This window comes from Streptomyces sp. NPDC008313, from assembly GCF_042956125.1.
Lineage (GTDB): Bacteria > Actinomycetota > Actinomycetes > Streptomycetales > Streptomycetaceae > Streptomyces.
Genome location: NZ_JBIBFR010000001.1, coordinates 54573 through 70087 on the forward strand (window position 1 = coordinate 54573; position 15515 = coordinate 70087).

At 69.8% G+C, this 15515-nt stretch carries 14 protein-coding genes; 4 read left to right on the forward strand and 10 right to left on the reverse strand.

All coding sequences use genetic code 11. The annotated features are described in order from the left end of the window. Window positions 1-5: 5 nt before the first annotated feature. From ACFY93_RS00275 to ACFY93_RS00285, 3 genes are all read right to left on the reverse strand, one after another. A complete protein-coding gene (locus ACFY93_RS00275; RefSeq protein WP_391352202.1) occupies window positions 6-623 on the reverse strand; it encodes a Uma2 family endonuclease in 618 nt (205 codons plus the stop codon). A 58-nt stretch (window positions 624-681) separates the two neighbouring features. After that, on the reverse strand, window positions 682-1626 hold the full coding sequence (locus ACFY93_RS00280; protein WP_391352203.1) for a helix-turn-helix domain-containing protein: 945 nt from the start codon (window positions 1624-1626) through the stop codon (window positions 682-684). A gap of 230 nt (window positions 1627-1856) precedes the next feature. Further along, entirely contained in the window at window positions 1857-2339 is a 483-nt protein-coding gene (locus ACFY93_RS00285; RefSeq protein ID WP_391352205.1) for an ATP-binding protein, read from the reverse strand. Window positions 2340-2494: 155 nt separating this feature from the next. On the opposite strand from ACFY93_RS00285, the gene ACFY93_RS00290 reads away from it, so the two are divergent. Both ACFY93_RS00290 and ACFY93_RS00295 read left to right on the forward strand, forming a co-directional pair. Beyond that, window positions 2495-3379, forward strand: coding sequence for a Scr1 family TA system antitoxin-like transcriptional regulator (locus tag ACFY93_RS00290; protein ID WP_391352206.1), 885 nt, complete (start codon window positions 2495-2497; stop codon window positions 3377-3379). Continuing rightward, window positions 3376-3585 (forward strand): DUF397 domain-containing protein, encoded by a 210-nt coding sequence (locus ACFY93_RS00295; protein WP_391352208.1) that lies wholly within the window; start codon window positions 3376-3378, stop codon window positions 3583-3585. The genes ACFY93_RS00290 and ACFY93_RS00295 overlap by 4 nt, the downstream gene beginning before the upstream one ends. A 281-nt stretch (window positions 3586-3866) precedes the next feature. Here ACFY93_RS00295 and ACFY93_RS00300 read toward each other — a convergent pair whose 3' ends face one another. Further along, on the reverse strand, window positions 3867-5279 hold the full coding sequence (locus ACFY93_RS00300) for an amidase (RefSeq protein ID WP_391352940.1): 1413 nt from the start codon (window positions 5277-5279) through the stop codon (window positions 3867-3869). Window positions 5280-5357: 78 nt separating this feature from the next. Next, on the reverse strand, window positions 5358-5552 hold the full coding sequence (locus ACFY93_RS00305; protein ID WP_391352209.1) for a hypothetical protein: 195 nt from the start codon (window positions 5550-5552) through the stop codon (window positions 5358-5360). A 197-nt stretch (window positions 5553-5749) separates the two neighbouring features. Here ACFY93_RS00305 and ACFY93_RS00310 point away from each other — a divergent pair, with 197 nt between their 5' ends. Continuing rightward, a complete protein-coding gene (locus tag ACFY93_RS00310; protein WP_391352210.1) occupies window positions 5750-7918 on the forward strand; it encodes a prolyl oligopeptidase family serine peptidase in 2169 nt (722 codons plus the stop codon). 154 nt (window positions 7919-8072) lie between these two features. Here the strand turns inward: ACFY93_RS00310 and ACFY93_RS00315 are convergent, their stop codons facing one another. The 5 genes from ACFY93_RS00315 to ACFY93_RS00335 all read right to left on the reverse strand — a co-directional run bounded on the left by ACFY93_RS00315 (window position 8073) and on the right by ACFY93_RS00335 (window position 13975). Beyond that, window positions 8073-9224, reverse strand: a complete 1152-nt coding sequence (locus tag ACFY93_RS00315) for a dipeptide ABC transporter ATP-binding protein (RefSeq protein WP_391352211.1) — start codon at window positions 9222-9224, stop codon at window positions 8073-8075. After that, entirely contained in the window at window positions 9217-10191 is a 975-nt protein-coding gene (locus ACFY93_RS00320) for an oligopeptide/dipeptide ABC transporter ATP-binding protein (RefSeq protein WP_391352212.1), read from the reverse strand. Before ACFY93_RS00320 ends, ACFY93_RS00315 begins: the two co-directional genes overlap by 8 nt. A 6-nt stretch (window positions 10192-10197) precedes the next feature. After that, the gene (locus ACFY93_RS00325; protein ID WP_391352214.1) at window positions 10198-11181 is read right to left on the reverse strand and encodes an ABC transporter permease subunit; all 984 of its coding nucleotides are present in this window, start codon (window positions 11179-11181) and stop codon (window positions 10198-10200) included. Further along, the gene (locus ACFY93_RS00330; protein ID WP_391352215.1) at window positions 11174-12097 is read right to left on the reverse strand and encodes an ABC transporter permease subunit; all 924 of its coding nucleotides are present in this window, start codon (window positions 12095-12097) and stop codon (window positions 11174-11176) included. Before ACFY93_RS00330 ends, ACFY93_RS00325 begins: the two co-directional genes overlap by 8 nt. Before the next feature lie 246 nt (window positions 12098-12343). After that, the gene (locus tag ACFY93_RS00335; protein ID WP_391352216.1) at window positions 12344-13975 is read right to left on the reverse strand and encodes an ABC transporter substrate-binding protein; all 1632 of its coding nucleotides are present in this window, start codon (window positions 13973-13975) and stop codon (window positions 12344-12346) included. A gap of 477 nt (window positions 13976-14452) precedes the next feature. Here ACFY93_RS00335 and ACFY93_RS00340 point away from each other — a divergent pair, with 477 nt between their 5' ends. Then, on the forward strand, window positions 14453-15481 hold the full coding sequence (locus ACFY93_RS00340) for an ABC transporter permease subunit (RefSeq protein ID WP_391352218.1): 1029 nt from the start codon (window positions 14453-14455) through the stop codon (window positions 15479-15481). The last annotated feature ends 34 nt before the right edge of the window (window positions 15482-15515 follow it).

Here is a 15515-nt window from a genome sequence, read left to right on the forward strand (position 1 = left end):
CCAGCCTATGAGGCGGCACCGTCCGCGTCCTCGTCCCGGTACCGGGGCAGACCGTTCGTCGCGATGGTCCACTCCCCGATGGTGACGTCCTCGCCGTAGACGAAGTCCTTGCGGGTGGCGTAGCGGGGGCCGTCCGGGGTGGAGTGGATGTCGGTGAAGACGGCGCCGCTGCCGGTACGGGGGTCGAAGACCGCGTACACGGGGATGCCGAGCAGCGGGTAATCACGCGTCTTGGCGATCCAGTCGTTGTCCGGGTTGGAACGAGAGACGATCTCGACGGCGGCGAGGACCGTACGGGGGTCGAAGGTGCCCTCCCCCTCCATGTCCTCCTCGGCGATCACCATCACGTCCGGGCGACGCAGGACCCCCTCGTAGGCGCCCTCCACGTCGGGTTCACCCGTGTGCGCCACGATCTCCTCCGGCATGGCCTTTTCCAGGCGCTTCCGGAGACGCAGCACGGTGAGCTCATGCTGCTTCACAGGCGACATCATGTCGTGGACGATCCCTTCCTTGGTGATCTCGAACTTGCCGGGGAGCGTGTCGTCCACGGACTGAACGAAGTCGCGCATGGCCCGGTACATGTGGGAGGCGCCCTGGTCTGCGCTGCCGGGTGCGATGGTCATGGCGCTCGCTCCTCGTCGTGTGTGCCCACGGGCTCGGGCAAGGATCGTCACGTTCATGCTAGGCGGCCTCCTGAAGGTCGGAGCGGCAGTCGCGGCAGCGGCCGGGGCGGGGCGAGCGGAACCCGCGGTCGCAGCCGTCGCAGTTCTGCATCGGGTGCCGTGCGGGCGGCGGGTCGGTGACCGGCGCCGGGAACGGCGGCGGAGGCGGAAGCTGTGCGGCGAGGCGGTGCGCCAGGAGGGCGGCGGGTCGGCGTACGCCCTCGGGCGGCAGGTCGGCCGTCAGGGCGCGGCGTACGGCGACGGGGCTGACGTCCCGCTCCAGCCAGGCGGCGACACCGGGGGTCAGGTGGGCCGCTTCGCAGGCGGAGAGCAGCAGTCGTGAGTCGTGACGGTGCAGGTCCGCGAGGAGGCCGGTGGCGGCCCGGAGGAGTCCGGGGGCGGCGTACGCCGGGCCCGGCACGGCGGGGAGGGGCTTACGGGGCGGTCGCTTGCCGGGCCTCTCGGGCTTCTCGGGTCCCGTGTGCTTTTCGGGGGCCGCCGCCTCATCGCACCGTGGCTCCGCCTGTCGGGGCTCCGAGCGGGGAGCGGGGGCCCTTCCGGCGGGGTTCCGGCCGGCCCCCGGCTGATTGCAGGAGACCGTACGGGTGACGATGCGGCCGGAGGACGTGCGGTGACGTTCACGCCGCAGGTAGCCGTGAGTCTCCAGTTCGCGGAGGGCGGCGGCGATACGGGTGGCCCCCTCGGGGAACCGGGCCGCGAGGCTCTTGATGTCGGCGGGGGCGCCCTTCGGCAGCGACTGGAGGTGCGTGCCGAGCCCGATGGCGAGGAGCGAGAGTTCCCCGTGCTGGGCCAGGTGGTTGCCGACCACCGTGAAGCGGGTGGTGTGGCGGGAGTTGTCGTGCTGGAGCCCGCCGGAGCCGGTGCGGTGAGCCCGGTTCGGGTGCTTGTTGCCCGCAGGGCGGGCCTGGGCGCGCGGGGGCGCGCTAGGGTTCTGGATACCCATCGGGAAGCCTCTATCTTCCTCGGTGGTCAGGCCCTCGCACTGGGATTGCCGTCCCGGCGGGGGCCGTCTCATGTCTGTGGTTGTGGTGGTGGTGCGTTGCGCTGAGCGTCGGGCCTCGGAGGCCCGGAAATCCAGCCGAACCGGGGATGTTCACCCGCCCGAGTGAGTGCGACCACGGGCGGGAGGGGTGGGGTTCGGTGAGGGTGTTTTCCCCTGAGGTTCTTTGTCTTTCAGTCGCCGACGGCACCGGAGCGCGAGGACACGGGGTCCGGTGGCGTGAAGCTCAGTTCGGCCCAGACGGTCTTGCGCGGGAACCGCCCCTCGGTCACTCCCCAGCGGTCGGCCAGCGCCTCGACGACCAGCAGGCCCCGGCCCGACTCCGCGGCGGCGTCAGGCACTTGGAGCGCGGGCATCCGTTCACCGCGCGTGTCGGTGACCTCGATACGGAGCGTGGCACCGACCACGTAGAGCGTGAGACGGAAGCTGCGGCCGGGGAGTCGGCCGTGGGTGGCAGCGTTGGCGGCCAGTTCCGCGACGACGTGGCCCGCACTCTCGTACGGAAGCCCCCAGTTCCGGAGGGCGTCCACGGCGAGCAGGCGGGCGAGGCGGGCGCCGCGCGGGGTGGAGGACAGCAGCATGCTGAAGTTCCGGACGGTGACGTCGGGTTCGGGTCGTGTCCCGTGCTCGGCGATTCCCTGAGTTTGCTGATTCACATCACCGAGCGTGGCCGACCGGACGTACCGTGATGCGTGATTGCTCTGTTACGTAGAGCCACAGTCCAAGATCTGTCCAGCGCTGTCGGGACTGTCGAAGCAGCTCCTGCGAACTGGGCGGAACGGTACGTCGCAGCATCACGTGAGGGGCGCGCATGTCGGTGAACGGTGAGGCGGTGCGGGTCGGGACGGAGCCGGACCAGGCGGACGAGCCGGGCTGGGAGGTGGACCCGGACGACGACTGGGCACTGGCCGTCGTGGCCACGGTAGGAAGGCAGTTGCGGCTTCGCCGGGAGGCGGCGGGGATGCGTGTCGGCGACTTCGCGACGGCGGCCGGGTACGGCGAGGATCTCGTGTACAAGATCGAGACGGGGAAGCGGATCCCTCGGCCCGAGTACTTGGACAAGGCGGACGAGGTGCTGCACGCCGGTGGGCTCATCGCGGCGATGCAGGAGGACGTGAAGAAGGTCCGGTATCCGAAGAAGGTTCGGGATCTCGCACAGTTGGAGGCGCGGGCGGTTGAGCTCCAGCTCTATGACCCCCTGCACGTCCACGGCTTGTTGCAGACCTCGGATTACGTACGTGCCCTCCTGTCCATGCGCCGCCCGACCTACTCTGCGGAGGAAGTGGAGCGCTTCATCACGGCGCGCATCGCCCGCAAAGCGATCTTCGAGCGAGATTCGGTACCCGACCTCAGCTTCGTCCTGGAGGAGTGGACCCTTCGGCGTCCGCTGGGCGGCAGGGACGTCCTTCGCGGCCAACTTGAACATCTTCTTGAAATGGCGCAGTTGTGTAGCGTCGATCTTCAAGTGATGCCGCTGGAACGCTACGAGCACGCGGGAGTGGACGGCGGCATCGAGGTGCTCAAGTTCGAGGACGGTTCGGCAGTCGGACGCTCGCCGGCGGTGGCCAACGGGCGACCGGTTTCCGACCTGCGGCAGCTCCGTATCCTGGAACTTCGGTATGGCATCATCCGGGCTCAAGCACTTACGCCACGTGAGTCGACCGCCTTTATCGAACAACTCCTGGGGGAGACATGATCCGCAAGACGTCGTCCGGGGGCGCCTCCAACCTCGTCTGGTTCAAAAGCAGCTACAGCAGCGGCAGCGAGGGCGATTCCTGCGTCGAGATCGCCACCGATCCCGGCACGGTCCACGTCCGCGACTCGAAGAACCTCGGCGGCCCTCAGCTTGCCTTCGCCCCCGCCGCGTGGGCCGGATTCCTGCCGTACGCGGTCGAGGGCTGATCCCGCGGGGCCGCTACTCGACCTCGGCCTCCAGTACGTCCACGTCGCCGCCCAGGGATTGGGCAATCACGGTGAACTCGTTCAAAGGCGGACTGAAGGCCGCGGACGATCTCCTCGGCGATCACCTCGGGCGGCAGGCCGCTGTCGGCATCGCCGAGGGCCGGGTCCTTGATCGAGAAGCTGCCGCATCTCCCGGCGAGGCACGACGGACGCGTCGGGTGCCAGGCGGCCCACCGTCCTCACGGCGATGCCCAGGTGGGCGCCGATGCCTCCTTCACCCCTCAGACGGCGTCCTGGATCCGCCGGAACGGCTGGTCCGCCTCCAGGGTGAACGCCAGTTCCAGCAGCGTGCGTTCCGCGCCGGGGCGGGCGGAGAACATGACGCCGATGGGGAGGCCGTCCGCTGTCGTGCGCGCGGCCGGCAGGGAGAGCGACGGGGTGCCGACGACGTTGTTGACCGGGGTGAACGCCACGTAGGCGAGGATGCGTTCGATCAGCGTGGCGTAGGGGACGGCCGGGTTGAGGTGGCCGATCGGCGGGGTGGTGTGGGCCAGCACCGGGGAGAGGATCAGGTCGACGCCCCGGAACCCCGCCGCGTACGCCTCCCGGGTGCGCTTGAGCCTGCGCAGTACGCCGGGCGTGTTCTTCCAGTTGGCCACGTACGTCTCGCGCAGGCCCCGGCTCAGCCCGTCCATGCGGCGCCGGTCGAAGTCCGCTCCCAGCGTCCTGCCGGTGACGCCGAGCAGGAACGACAGCAGGCCCCAGTAGGTCAGGAAGTCCTCGGTGAAGCGCGGGTCGAGGGAGAGTTCCACCGGCTCCACGGTGTGGCCGAGCCGCTCCAGGCGCCGGGCCGTCTCCTCGACCGCCGCCCGGGTGTCCGCGTCGGAGCGGACGCCGTTCGGGGAGTCGATGAGGAGCCCGATGCGCAGGCGGCGGTCCGAGGGGCCCTCGACCAGGCCGACGGGCGGGAGCTTCGGGTTGCGCCAGTGCCGCTCCGCGGCGGCCAGGAAGGCCGCGCTGTCGCGCACCGAGCGGCTCAGGACGCCGTCGGTGACGAGGTCGATGGGGAGCTGGCGGCCCTGCGCGTTGGCCACCACCCGGCCGCGCGTCGGCTTCAGCCCGACCAGTCCGCAGCAGGCGGCGGGGATGCGGATGGAGCCGCCGCCGTCGTTGGCGTGCGCGATCGGTACCGCGCCGGCGGCGACGAGCGCCGCGCTGCCGCCGGACGAGCCACCCGCCGAGTGGTCCGTGTGCCACGGGTTGCGGACCGGTTCGGCGTCCTCGTACTCCGTGGTGGGGCTGAAGCCGAACTCGGGCAGCCGGGTCTTGCCGAGCACCGTGACACCGGTGCTCAGCAACTGGCGGGCGAACGGGGCGTGCCGCCGTGCGGCCCGGGGCGCGAAGGCGGCGCTGCCGTGCCCGGTGGGCAGGCCCCGGTAGTCGGTGTTGTCCTTGACGAAGGTCGGCACACCGGCCAGCGCACCGCCCGAGCCGTGCGCCGGGACGTCGAGGCGCACCTGGACCGCGTTGAGCCGCGCGTCGGCCGCCTCGACCCGGGCGGCCGCGTCACGGGCGGCCTCGGCGGCGCCGACCTCGCCCCTGCGGACCGCACGGGCCAGGCCGACCGCGTCGTGGTCGCCGAGGGCGTCGTCGCGGAAGACGTGCACCCTGGTCCGTGCCTCGGAAACCGTCACCGTCAACTCCGCCCTGAACGCGTGGATGATCACCCGCCATCATTCCTTACCAGCGGGTAACACGCGAGGGGGCGGCACTCAGAACTTGATGCTCTCGATCATGCTGGCGACGTTCGTGGTGATGTCGTTGATCGTCGGGGCGACCGTGGACGAGGCGAGGTAGAAGCCGAACAGGACGCATACGACCGCGTGCGCACCCTTCAACCCTGACTTCTTGATCAGGATGAAGACGATGATCGCCAGCAGCACCACCGCCGAAATCGAGAGTGCCACGGCGGCTCACCTCCAAAGATCCCAGGGACTAGGGGGTCGTACGGTGCCGTACGGGGGGCTCGTACGGCTTCCAGCAACAGCCATCCAACGGGCAGCAGTTTCCTACCCACGCTGCGCTAGTGATCATAACTATCTGTACGCGCGCATCGATCGGCGCACGGCCGCACAAGGGGGCGCATGGCCAATATGGTCGGGGCATGACGACAGAGGCACATTCCTTCCCGCGCCGGCAGGCGCGCACCCAGCGGTTCACCCTCGGCGCGCCCCGCGCCTTCACCGTGTCCCCCGATGGTTCCCGGGTGGTGTTCCTGCGTTCCCGCTCGGGCACGGACCGGGCGAACCAGCTGTGGGTCCTCGACATCGGGGCTGATGGGGACGGCGGGGAGCGCGTCGCCGCCGATCCGCAGGCGCTGCTCGGCGGCGCGAGCGAGCGGCTGTCGGCGCAGGAGCGGGCCCGCCGGGAGCGCAGCCGCGAGGGCGGCGCGGGGATCGTCGGCTACGCCACGGACAGCGCCGTGGAACTGGCGTCATTCGCGCTGTCGGGGCGGCTTTTCGCGGCGGAGCTGCGCGCCGGCACGGCACGTGAACTGCGCGTCCCCGGGCCGGTGATCGACCCGCGCCCCTCCCCCGACGGCCGCTTCGTCGCGTACGTCACCGGGGGTTCCCTGCGGGTCGTGGGCGCCGACGGCACGCAGGACAGGGCGCTGGCGGAGCCCGAGGCCAAGACGGTCACGTACGGTCTGGCCGAGTTCGTCGCAGCCGAGGAAATGGCGCGTTCGCGCGGCTTCTGGTGGTCGCCCGACTCGGAGCGGCTGCTCGTCGCGCGGGCCGACGACGCGCCCGTACGGCGCTGGTGGATCTCCGACCCCGCGCATCCGGAGCGCGATCCGCAGCAGGTCGCGTACCCGGCCGCGGGCACGGACAACGCGGACGTACGGCTGTTCGTCATGGGGCTCGACGGGAAGCGCACGGAGGTTCTCTGGGACCGGGCGCGGTACCCGTATCTGGCGCGAGTGCACTGGTCGGCGGCGGGGGCGCCGCTGGTTCTGGTGCAGGCCCGGGACCAGCGCAGCCAGCTGTTCCTGGCCGTGGACCCGGACACCGGCGCGACGCGGATGGTGCACGCGGACGAAGATCCACAATGGCTTGATCTTTTCCCCGGTGTGCCCTGCTGGAGCCCCGGCGGACAGCTCGTACGGATCGCGGACGAGGGCGGCGCGCGGGTGCTGGCCTTCGGTGATCGCCCGCTGACCGGACCGCAGTTGCACGTCCGGGCGGTGCTGGACGTGTCGGACGACGACGTGCTGGTCTCGGCGTCGGCGGGCGAGGCCGCGGCGGCGCCGGAGATCGGCGAGGTGCACGTCTACCGCGTCAACGAACTCGGCGTGGAGCGCGTCTCCCAGGAGCCCGGAGTGCACTCGGCGGTCCGTTCGGGCGGCGTGACGGTGCTCGTCTCGGCGGTGCCGGAGCGGCCGGGCACCCAGGTGAGGCTGGTGCGCGAGGCCGGGCGCACCGCGTCGGGCACCCCGTCCGGCGGCGCGGCGAAGGCGGCGACCATCGCCTCGTACGCCGAAGATCCCGGTCTGTCCCCGCGCGTGACGCTCACGGAGGGGGGCGCACGCCGCGTACCGTGCGCCCTGCTCTTGCCTCACGACTATGCCGAGGGCGACGGACCCCTCCCGGTGCTGCTCGACCCGTACGGCGGACCGCACGGCCAGCGTGTCCTCGCCGCCCACAACCCGTACCTGACCTCACAGTGGTTCGCGGACCAGGGTTTCGCGGTGCTCGTCGCGGACGGACGGGGCATGCCGGGGCGCTCGCCCGCGTGGGAGAAGGCCGTCAAGAACGATCTGCTCGCCGTCGTCCTCGACGACCAGATCCACGCCCTGCACGCGCTGGCCGAGCGCTTCCCGCTCGATCTCGGCCGGGTCGCCATCCGCGGCTGGTCGTTCGGCGGCTACCTCGCGGGGGCCGCGGTGCTGCGCCGCCCCGACGTCTTCCACGCCGCCGTCGTCGGCGCTCCGGTCACCGACCAGCGGCTGTACGACACCCACTACACGGAGCGGTACCTCGGTGACCCGCGCGTGCAGCCGGAGGTGTACGCGGCGAACTCCCTGGTCGACGACGACGGTCTGGTGGGCGCCGCCGAGCCCGCGCGGCCGATGATGATCGTGCACGGCCTCGCGGACGACAACGTGGTGGTGGCCCACAGCCTGCGGCTGTCCTCAGCGCTGCTGGCCGCCGGGCGCCCGCACGAGGTGCTGCCGCTGTCCGGGGTCACGCACATGACCCCGCAGGAGCAGGTCGCCGAGAACCTGCTGCTGCTCCAGGTGGACTTCCTGAAGCGGTCGCTGAAGGCCGGGTAGCGCGACGACCGGCCGGGGCGGGTGGCAGCACCACGCGCCCCGGCCGGTCCACGGCACCCGCACGGCCGTACGCCGGCCAGCCTGCCGCGTCCGTATATCGGAACGAAGACGGCCGAGTCGCCTGCGTGTCAACGAGACCGGCGCGTCCGCACCGCTACTTCACGTCGTCCTCCGGCTCGTCCGACAGCCCCGCCGAGGTGCGCGGGGGCGGGGGCTGCACCGCCTCCTCGGGGGGCACGACCTGCTTCTCCTCCGCGAAGTGGCAGGCCGAGTCGTGCGCGGCGGGCCCGGACACGTCCCGGAACTCGGCCGGGACCGCGAGCAGCGGGACCTCCAGGGCGCAGCGTTCCCGGGCCTTCCAGCAGCGGGTGCGGAAGCGGCACCCCGAGGGGATGTTCGCCGGGGAGGGCACGTCTCCGGCGAGGATGATCCGCTCCCGGTGCTCGCGGGCCGCCGGGTCGGGCACGGGGACGGCGGAGAGCAGGGCCTGGGTGTACGGGTGGGTCGGGTGGTCGTAGATCTCGGCGTCCCGGCCGGTCTCGACGATCCGGCCGAGGTACATGACGCCGACCCGGTCGGAGATGTGCCGCACGATCGACAGGTCGTGCGCGATGAAGACATAGCTGAGGTCGAACTCGTCCTGGAGCCGGTCGAGCAGGTTGACGACCTGCGCCTGGACGGAGACGTCGAGCGCGGAGACCGGTTCGTCGGCGACGATGATCTCGGGGCGCAGCGCCAGTCCCCGGGCGATGCCGATGCGCTGGCGCTGGCCGCCGGAGAACTGGTGCGGGTAGCGGTTGATGTACTCGGGGTTGAGTCCGACCACGTCGAGGAGGTCCTGGACCCGCTTGCGCCGGTCGCCCTTGGGCGCGACCTCGGGGTGGATCTCGTACGGCTCCCCGATGATGTCGCCGACGGTCATCCGGGGGTTGAGCGAGGTGTAGGGGTCCTGGAAGACCATCTGGATGTTGCGGCGTACGGCTTTCAGCGCGCGACCGGAGAGCTTGGTGACGTCCTCGCCGCGGTAGAGGATCGTGCCGGCGGTGGGCTTCTCCAGGTTGACCAGCAGCTTGGCGACCGTGGACTTGCCGCAGCCGGACTCGCCGACGATGCCGAGGGTCTCGGCGCGGCCGAGTTCTAGGTCGACGCCGTCGACGGCCTTGACGGCGCCGATCTGCTTCCTGAAGACGATGCCCCGGGTGAGCGGGTAGTGCTTGACCAGGCCGCGGACCTGGAGGAGGGGTTCCTCGGTGCGGCCGGCCGCGGCGGGCGCGGGTGCCGCGGGTGCCGTGGGTGCGTCAGCCATGGAGGCACTCCCTCCAGAAGTGGCAGGCACTGCCCCGGTCCTCGTCCACCTCGTACAGCGGGGGCACGTCGGTCCGGCAGACGTCCTGGGCCATGGGACAGCGCGGGTTGAAGGCGCAGCCGGGCGGGATGTGCGTCAGGTTGGGCGGCAGGCCCTTGATGGCGTAGAGCTCCCGGCCCTTCTGGTCGAGCCGCGGGATGGATTCGAGCAGGCCCTTGGTGTAGGGGTGGGCGGGCGCCTTGTAGATGTCGTGGACCGGTGCCGACTCGACGATCCGGCCCGCGTACATGACGGCGATCCGGTCGGCGACGTCGGCGACGACGCCGAGGTCGTGGGTGATGAGGATGAGCCCCATGCCGAGTTCGCGCTGCAGCTCGGCGAGGAGGTCCATGACCTGGGCCTGGACGGTGACGTCGAGCGCGGTGGTCGGTTCGTCGGCGATGATCAGCGCGGGTTCGAGGGCCAGCGCCATGGCGATCATGATGCGCTGGCGCATCCCGCCGGAGAACTGGTGCGGGTAGTCGCCGACGCGTTCCCTCGCGGCCGGGATGCGGACCCTGTCCATCAGCTCGACGGCCTTCGTCCTCGCGTCCTTCCTGGACATCCCCCGGTGCACGACGAACATCTCGGCGAGCTGGGCGCCGACGCTGAGCACGGGGTTCAGGGAGGAGAGGGCGTCCTGGAAGATCATCGCCATCTGCGCGCCGCGTACGGTGCGCCGCTCGTCCTCCTTCATCCTGAGCAGGTCCCTGCCCTGGAAGAGGATCTCGCCTCCGGTGATCCGTCCGGGCGGGATGTCGAGGATGCCCATGACGGCCTGCGCGGTCACGGACTTGCCGGAGCCGGACTCGCCGAGCACCGCGAGGGTCTCGCCCTCGTCGACGCCGTAGGTGACGCCGTTGACGGCGTGGGCGACGCCGTCCCTGGTCCGGAACTCCACGTGCAGGTCGCGCACTTCGAGCAGCATGGCCGGCTACCTCAGCTTCGGGTCGAGGGCGTCGCGCACCGCGTCGCCGAGCATGATGAACGCGAGGACGGTGACGGCCAGCGCGCCCGACGGCCACAGCAGCGCGTGCGGGGCGTTGCGGACGTAGGGGGCGGCCGCGGAGATGTCGATGCCCCAGGACACGCTGGGCGGCTTCAGCCCGACGCCGAGGAAGGACAGGGTCGCCTCCAGGGCGATGTAGGTGCCGAGCGCGATGGTGGCGACGACGATGACGGGGGCGACGGCGTTGGGCGTGATGTGCCGCAGCAGCAGCCGGGAGTTGGAGGCGCCGAGGGCGCGGGCGGCCTGGACGTAGTCGTTCTGCTTGGCGGTGATGACGGAGCCGCGGGCGATGCGGGAGATCTGGGGCCAGCCGAGCAGCACGATGAAGCCGATGACGGGCCAGACGGTGTTGCTGGTGATGACGGAGAGCAGGACCAGGCCGCCGAGGACGACCGGGATCGCGAAGAAGATGTCGGTGATGCGGGAGAGGATCGCGTCTCCCGCCCCGCCGTAGAACCCGGCGAGACCGCCGAGCACGCTGCCGAGGATCGCGACGCCGAGCGTGGCGAGGACGCCCACCGTCACCGACGCGCGGGCGCCGTAGACGGTGCGGGTGTAGACGTCGCAGCCCTGCCCGTTGAAGCCGAAGGGATGGCCGGACTGCGAGCCCTCCTGGGACTTGGACAGGTCGCACTTGAGGGGGCTGCCCGAGGCGATCAGGGAGGGCCAGAGGGAGATGACGACGAGGAAGAGGATGACCAGGGCCGAGATGATGAAGACCGGGTTGCGGCGCAGGTCGTGCCAGGCGTCGGACCAGAGGCTGCGGGGCTTGTCCTGGGGGTCGGTCCCGTCGGGGCCCGACGGCGTCTTCTCCAAGGTGACCGCCTCGCTCGCGCCGAGGTCCATCTGCCCGCCCATGCCGGTTCCGGCGACGGCGCGCTCGGGTTCGTAGGGCTGCTGCTCAGGCATAGCGGATCCTCGGGTCGAGTACGGCGTAGAGGAGGTCGACGATCAGGTTGGCGACCAGGAAGACGAGGACCAGGACCGTCACGAAGCCGACGACGGTCTGGGTGTTCTGGCGCAGGATGCCCTGGTAGAGCTGGTAGCCGACGCCGTGGATGTTGAAGATCCGCTCGGTGACGATGGCGCCGCCCATCAGCGCGCCGATGTCGGTGCCGATGAAGGTGACGACCGGGATGAGGGAGTTGCGCAGCAGGTGCCGGACGATGACCCGGTGGCGCGGCAGGCCCTTGGCGATGGCGGTGCGGACGTAGTCGGCGCGCCGGTTCTCCGCGATGGAGGTGCGGGTCAGGCGGGTGACGTAGGCCAGGGACACCGAGGCGAGCACCAGCCCGGGGATGATCAGCTCGTCGAACGGGGCCTCGGAGGAGACGGCCGGGTCGATCCAGCCCCATTTCACACCGAAGAGCAGCTGGAGCAGCAGGCCGGTGACGAAGGTGGGCACCGAGATGACGACGAGGGTGGCCAGCAGGATGCCGCTGTCGACGGGCCGGCCGCGGCGCAGTCCGGTCACGACGCCGAGGACGATGCCGACGACGATCTCGAAGAGGATGGCGACGATCGTCAGCCGGATGGTGACCGGGAAGGCCGTCCTCATCAGCTCGGTGACCTCCTGCCCGTTGAACGCGGTGCCGAAGTCTCCGGTGAAGACGTTGCCCATGTAGGTCAGGTACTGCTGCCAGACGGGCTTGTCGAGGCCGAACTCCGCGCGCAGCTGGGCCGACGTGGCGGGGTCGCACTGCCGTTCGCCGCAGAGTCCGGCGATGGGGTCGCCCATCACGTTCACCATGAGGAAGATCAGGAGGGTGGCCCCGATGAAGACCGGGATCATCTGCAGCAGGCGGCGGATCACATAACGTCCCATGGGCCCTCCGGAACGGTTGGTGGCGGCGAGCCGCCCAGGTCGGTGACGGGCCGCCCCTCGCCCGGTGACGGCCACGCCGGGCCGGTGGCAGCCGCCCCGGCTCGGTGGCAGCCACCCCGGCTCGGTGGCAGCCACCCCGGCTCGGTGAACGGCCGCCCGGCTCGGTGGCGGCCGCCGCTGCGGGCGGTGGCGGACTGCCCGGGGCGTGGCTGCCGGCCTTGGGCGGCAGCCTTGCGCGGCGGTGGGTCAGCCGACCTTGATCTCGTTGTAGACGGGGACGCTGAACTGGTTGAGGGCCACGTTCGAGAGCCGATCCGAGTAGCCCGCGCTGCCGTTCTGGTACCAGAGGGGGATGGCCGCCATGTTGTCCCGTACGACCCCCTCGGCCTGCTGGAAGAGCTTGACGGCCTTGGCCCGGTCGGTCTCGGCGTTCGCCTGGTCGACGAGCTGGTCGAACTGCTTGTTCGACCACTTGCCGTCGTTGGAGGAGGCGTTCGTGTAGTAGAGGGGCTGGAGGAAGTTCTGGATCAGCGGGTAGTCCATCTGCCAGCCGGCGCGGAACGGGCCGGGCATCTTGTGCTTGCCGATCTGGTTGCGGAAGTCGGCGAAGGTGCCGATGGGGTTGCCGACGCAGGCCTTGTCGTTGCCGAGGGCGTTGTTGATGGAGTTGCAGACGGCGTCCACCCACTCCTTGTGCGAGCCGGTGTCCGCGTTGTACGAGATCTTGACCTGCCCGCCGGGCAGTCCCCCGCCCTCCTTGACCATTTTCTTGGCCTCGTCGGGCTTGTACGCGCAGGCGTCGCCGCACAGCCCCTCCTGGAAGCCGCCGTCCTTGCCGAGGACCGGTGAGGTCCAGTCGGTGGCCGGGGTGCGCGTCTTCTGGAAGATGGTGTCGGTGATCTGGTCGCGGTTGATCGCCATGGACAGGCCCTTGCGGACCTTCTCCGCGCCGGCCTTGGACCAGTTCTTGTCGTAGAACGGGAAGGCGATGGTCTGGATGATGCCGGCCGGGGTGTTGATGTACCGGTCGCCGAGGTCGCTCTTGGCGTTCTTGAGCTGAGCGGCGGGGACGTCGTCGACGAGGTCGAGGTTGCCGGCGAGCAGGTCGGTGTAGGCGGTGTTGTTGTCCGTGTACACCTTGAGGTCGACGCCGCCGTTCTGCGCCTTGTCGTCCCCCGGATAGCCGTCCCACTTGCGCAGGGACATCTTCGAGCCCTTGGTGTAGGAGTCGATGGTGTACGGACCGTTGCCGACCGGCTTCTTCAGCCAGGCGTCGTGGTTGTCGAAGAACGCCTTGGGCAGCGGGGCGAAGGCCGCGTAGCCGAGGGTGTCGGGGAAGGTCGAGAACTTCTGGGTCAGCTTGACGGTGAACGTCTTGTCGTCGACGACCTTCAGACCGGACAGGGTGTCCGCGCTCTGCGTGCCGGACTCGGGGTGGACCTTGTCGTAGCCCTCGATGTATCCGAAGAAGTACGCGTTCTTCTGGTTGTTCTTGAGGCTGGCGCCGTAGTTCCAGGCGTCGACGAAGGACTTCGCGGTGACGGGCTCGCCGTTGCTGAACTTCCAGCCGTCCTTCAGCGTGATCTTGAAGGTCTGGGAGTCCGAGCTCTCGATCTTGTCGGCCAGCATGTCCTCGGCGGCGCCGGTCTTCGCGTCGTAGCGCTTCAGACCGCGGAAGACCATGTCGAGGACCTTGCCGCCCTGCACCTCGTTGGTGTTGGCCGGCTCCAGCGGGTTCTGCGGGTCCCCCCATGACGAGCTGAGGATGCCGGAGCCGTCACCGCCGCCGCTGTCGCCCCCGCCCCCTCCGCAGGCCGTCGCCGCGAGGGCGACCGCCGCCGCGCATGCGGCCCATCTGGCGTGTGTGGCTCCACGCATGGAATGCCTCCTCGTGAGTGGGCTGTGCCCTCGGCGCCGGGGCGTGGGTCACGGGCTCCGGTGCACTGTGCCTTTTCGCCAATATCGGTGCAAACAGTGCCTGACGCACATTCAGCCCACCCTTTCGGGGAGCCGCTCATCCGGATGCACGCATTCCGCTCAGCGAGCGCAATGGATCTTCGACATCCGATGCCGAACCGTTCCGATACGCCCGTCTCGTGTACGCATTCCGAGACCCTGGCGCCCGCATATCGAACGCGTTGACCGTTTCGCGCGGAAGGTCCGATTACGGACACGGATCGATCACGACCGGCTACCCGCGTAGCTACGGGATGATCAAGTCCGGGTAAAGAAGGTAAAGAGAACGCCAAGACGACTCAGAATTTATTGACGTTGAATGAATTGCGTTGAAAAAGTCCGGCGTAGCCCGTAGGGAGCGCCCTGCGGAGCCCTTGACCCCTTCGGGCCTGGAGCATCATGACCCCCCCAACTCCATCAGCGGCCGCCCCGCTTGAGGTGACCGACGAGAGCACCGAGAAGTCGGCTCTCCCTTCGGCCCCCAAGGGCTCCGAGAGCCGCTCCCCGGGACGGCTCGCCTGGAAACGGTTCAAACGGGACCGGACGGGCGTCATCTCGGCGTACATCGTGATCTTCTTCTTCGTGATCGCGATATGCGCCCCGCTGATATCGAAGCTGTACGGCAAGGACCCGTACACCACGTACGCCAGCGACCGCCCCGAGCTGCTGGACGCCTTCTCCTACCCGGCCGGCCCCAACGGCGGCATGAGCGGAGAGTTCTGGTTCGGCATCGAGCCGCAGCTGGGCCGGGACGTCTTCACGTTCCTGCTCTACGGCATCCGCACCTCGCTGATGATCGCGACGGCGGCGGCGCTGCTGACCACGATCGTCGGTGTCGTGATCGGCGTGACCGCGGGTTACCTCGGCGGCAAGACGGACTACATCGTCGGCCGGATCATCGACATCCTGCTGTCGTTCCCGTCGACGCTGTTCTTCATCGCCTTCATGCCGGTCGTCTACGGCCTCTTCGTGGCCGACGACGACAACATCCCGACCTCCCTGCGGGCCATCTCCCTGATCCTCGTGCTCACCGCCTTCGGCTGGGCGTCCATCGCCCGTCTGCTGCGCGGCCAGGTACTGGCTCTGCGCGAGCGGGAGTTCGTCGAGGCGGCCAAGGTCACGGGAGCGTCTCCGGGACGCATCGTTTTCAAGGAACTGCTGCCCAACCTGTGGACGCCGATCATCATCCAGTCCACGCTCATGCTGCCGGCCTTCGTGACGGCGGAGGCGGGCCTCGCCTTCCTCGGCGTCGGCATCATCGACCCGACCCCGGACTGGGGCGTCATGATCCAGCGAGGAGCCCAGTTCTACAACGAGGACATCACCTTCATGCTCTTCCCGGGCCTGTCCATGGTGATCTTCGTCCTCGCCTTCAACCTCCTCGGCGACTCGGTGCGCGACGCGCTCGACCCGAAGTCAAAACGCTGAGTCCGCACCATCCCGGTTCGGATCCACGTCGTCC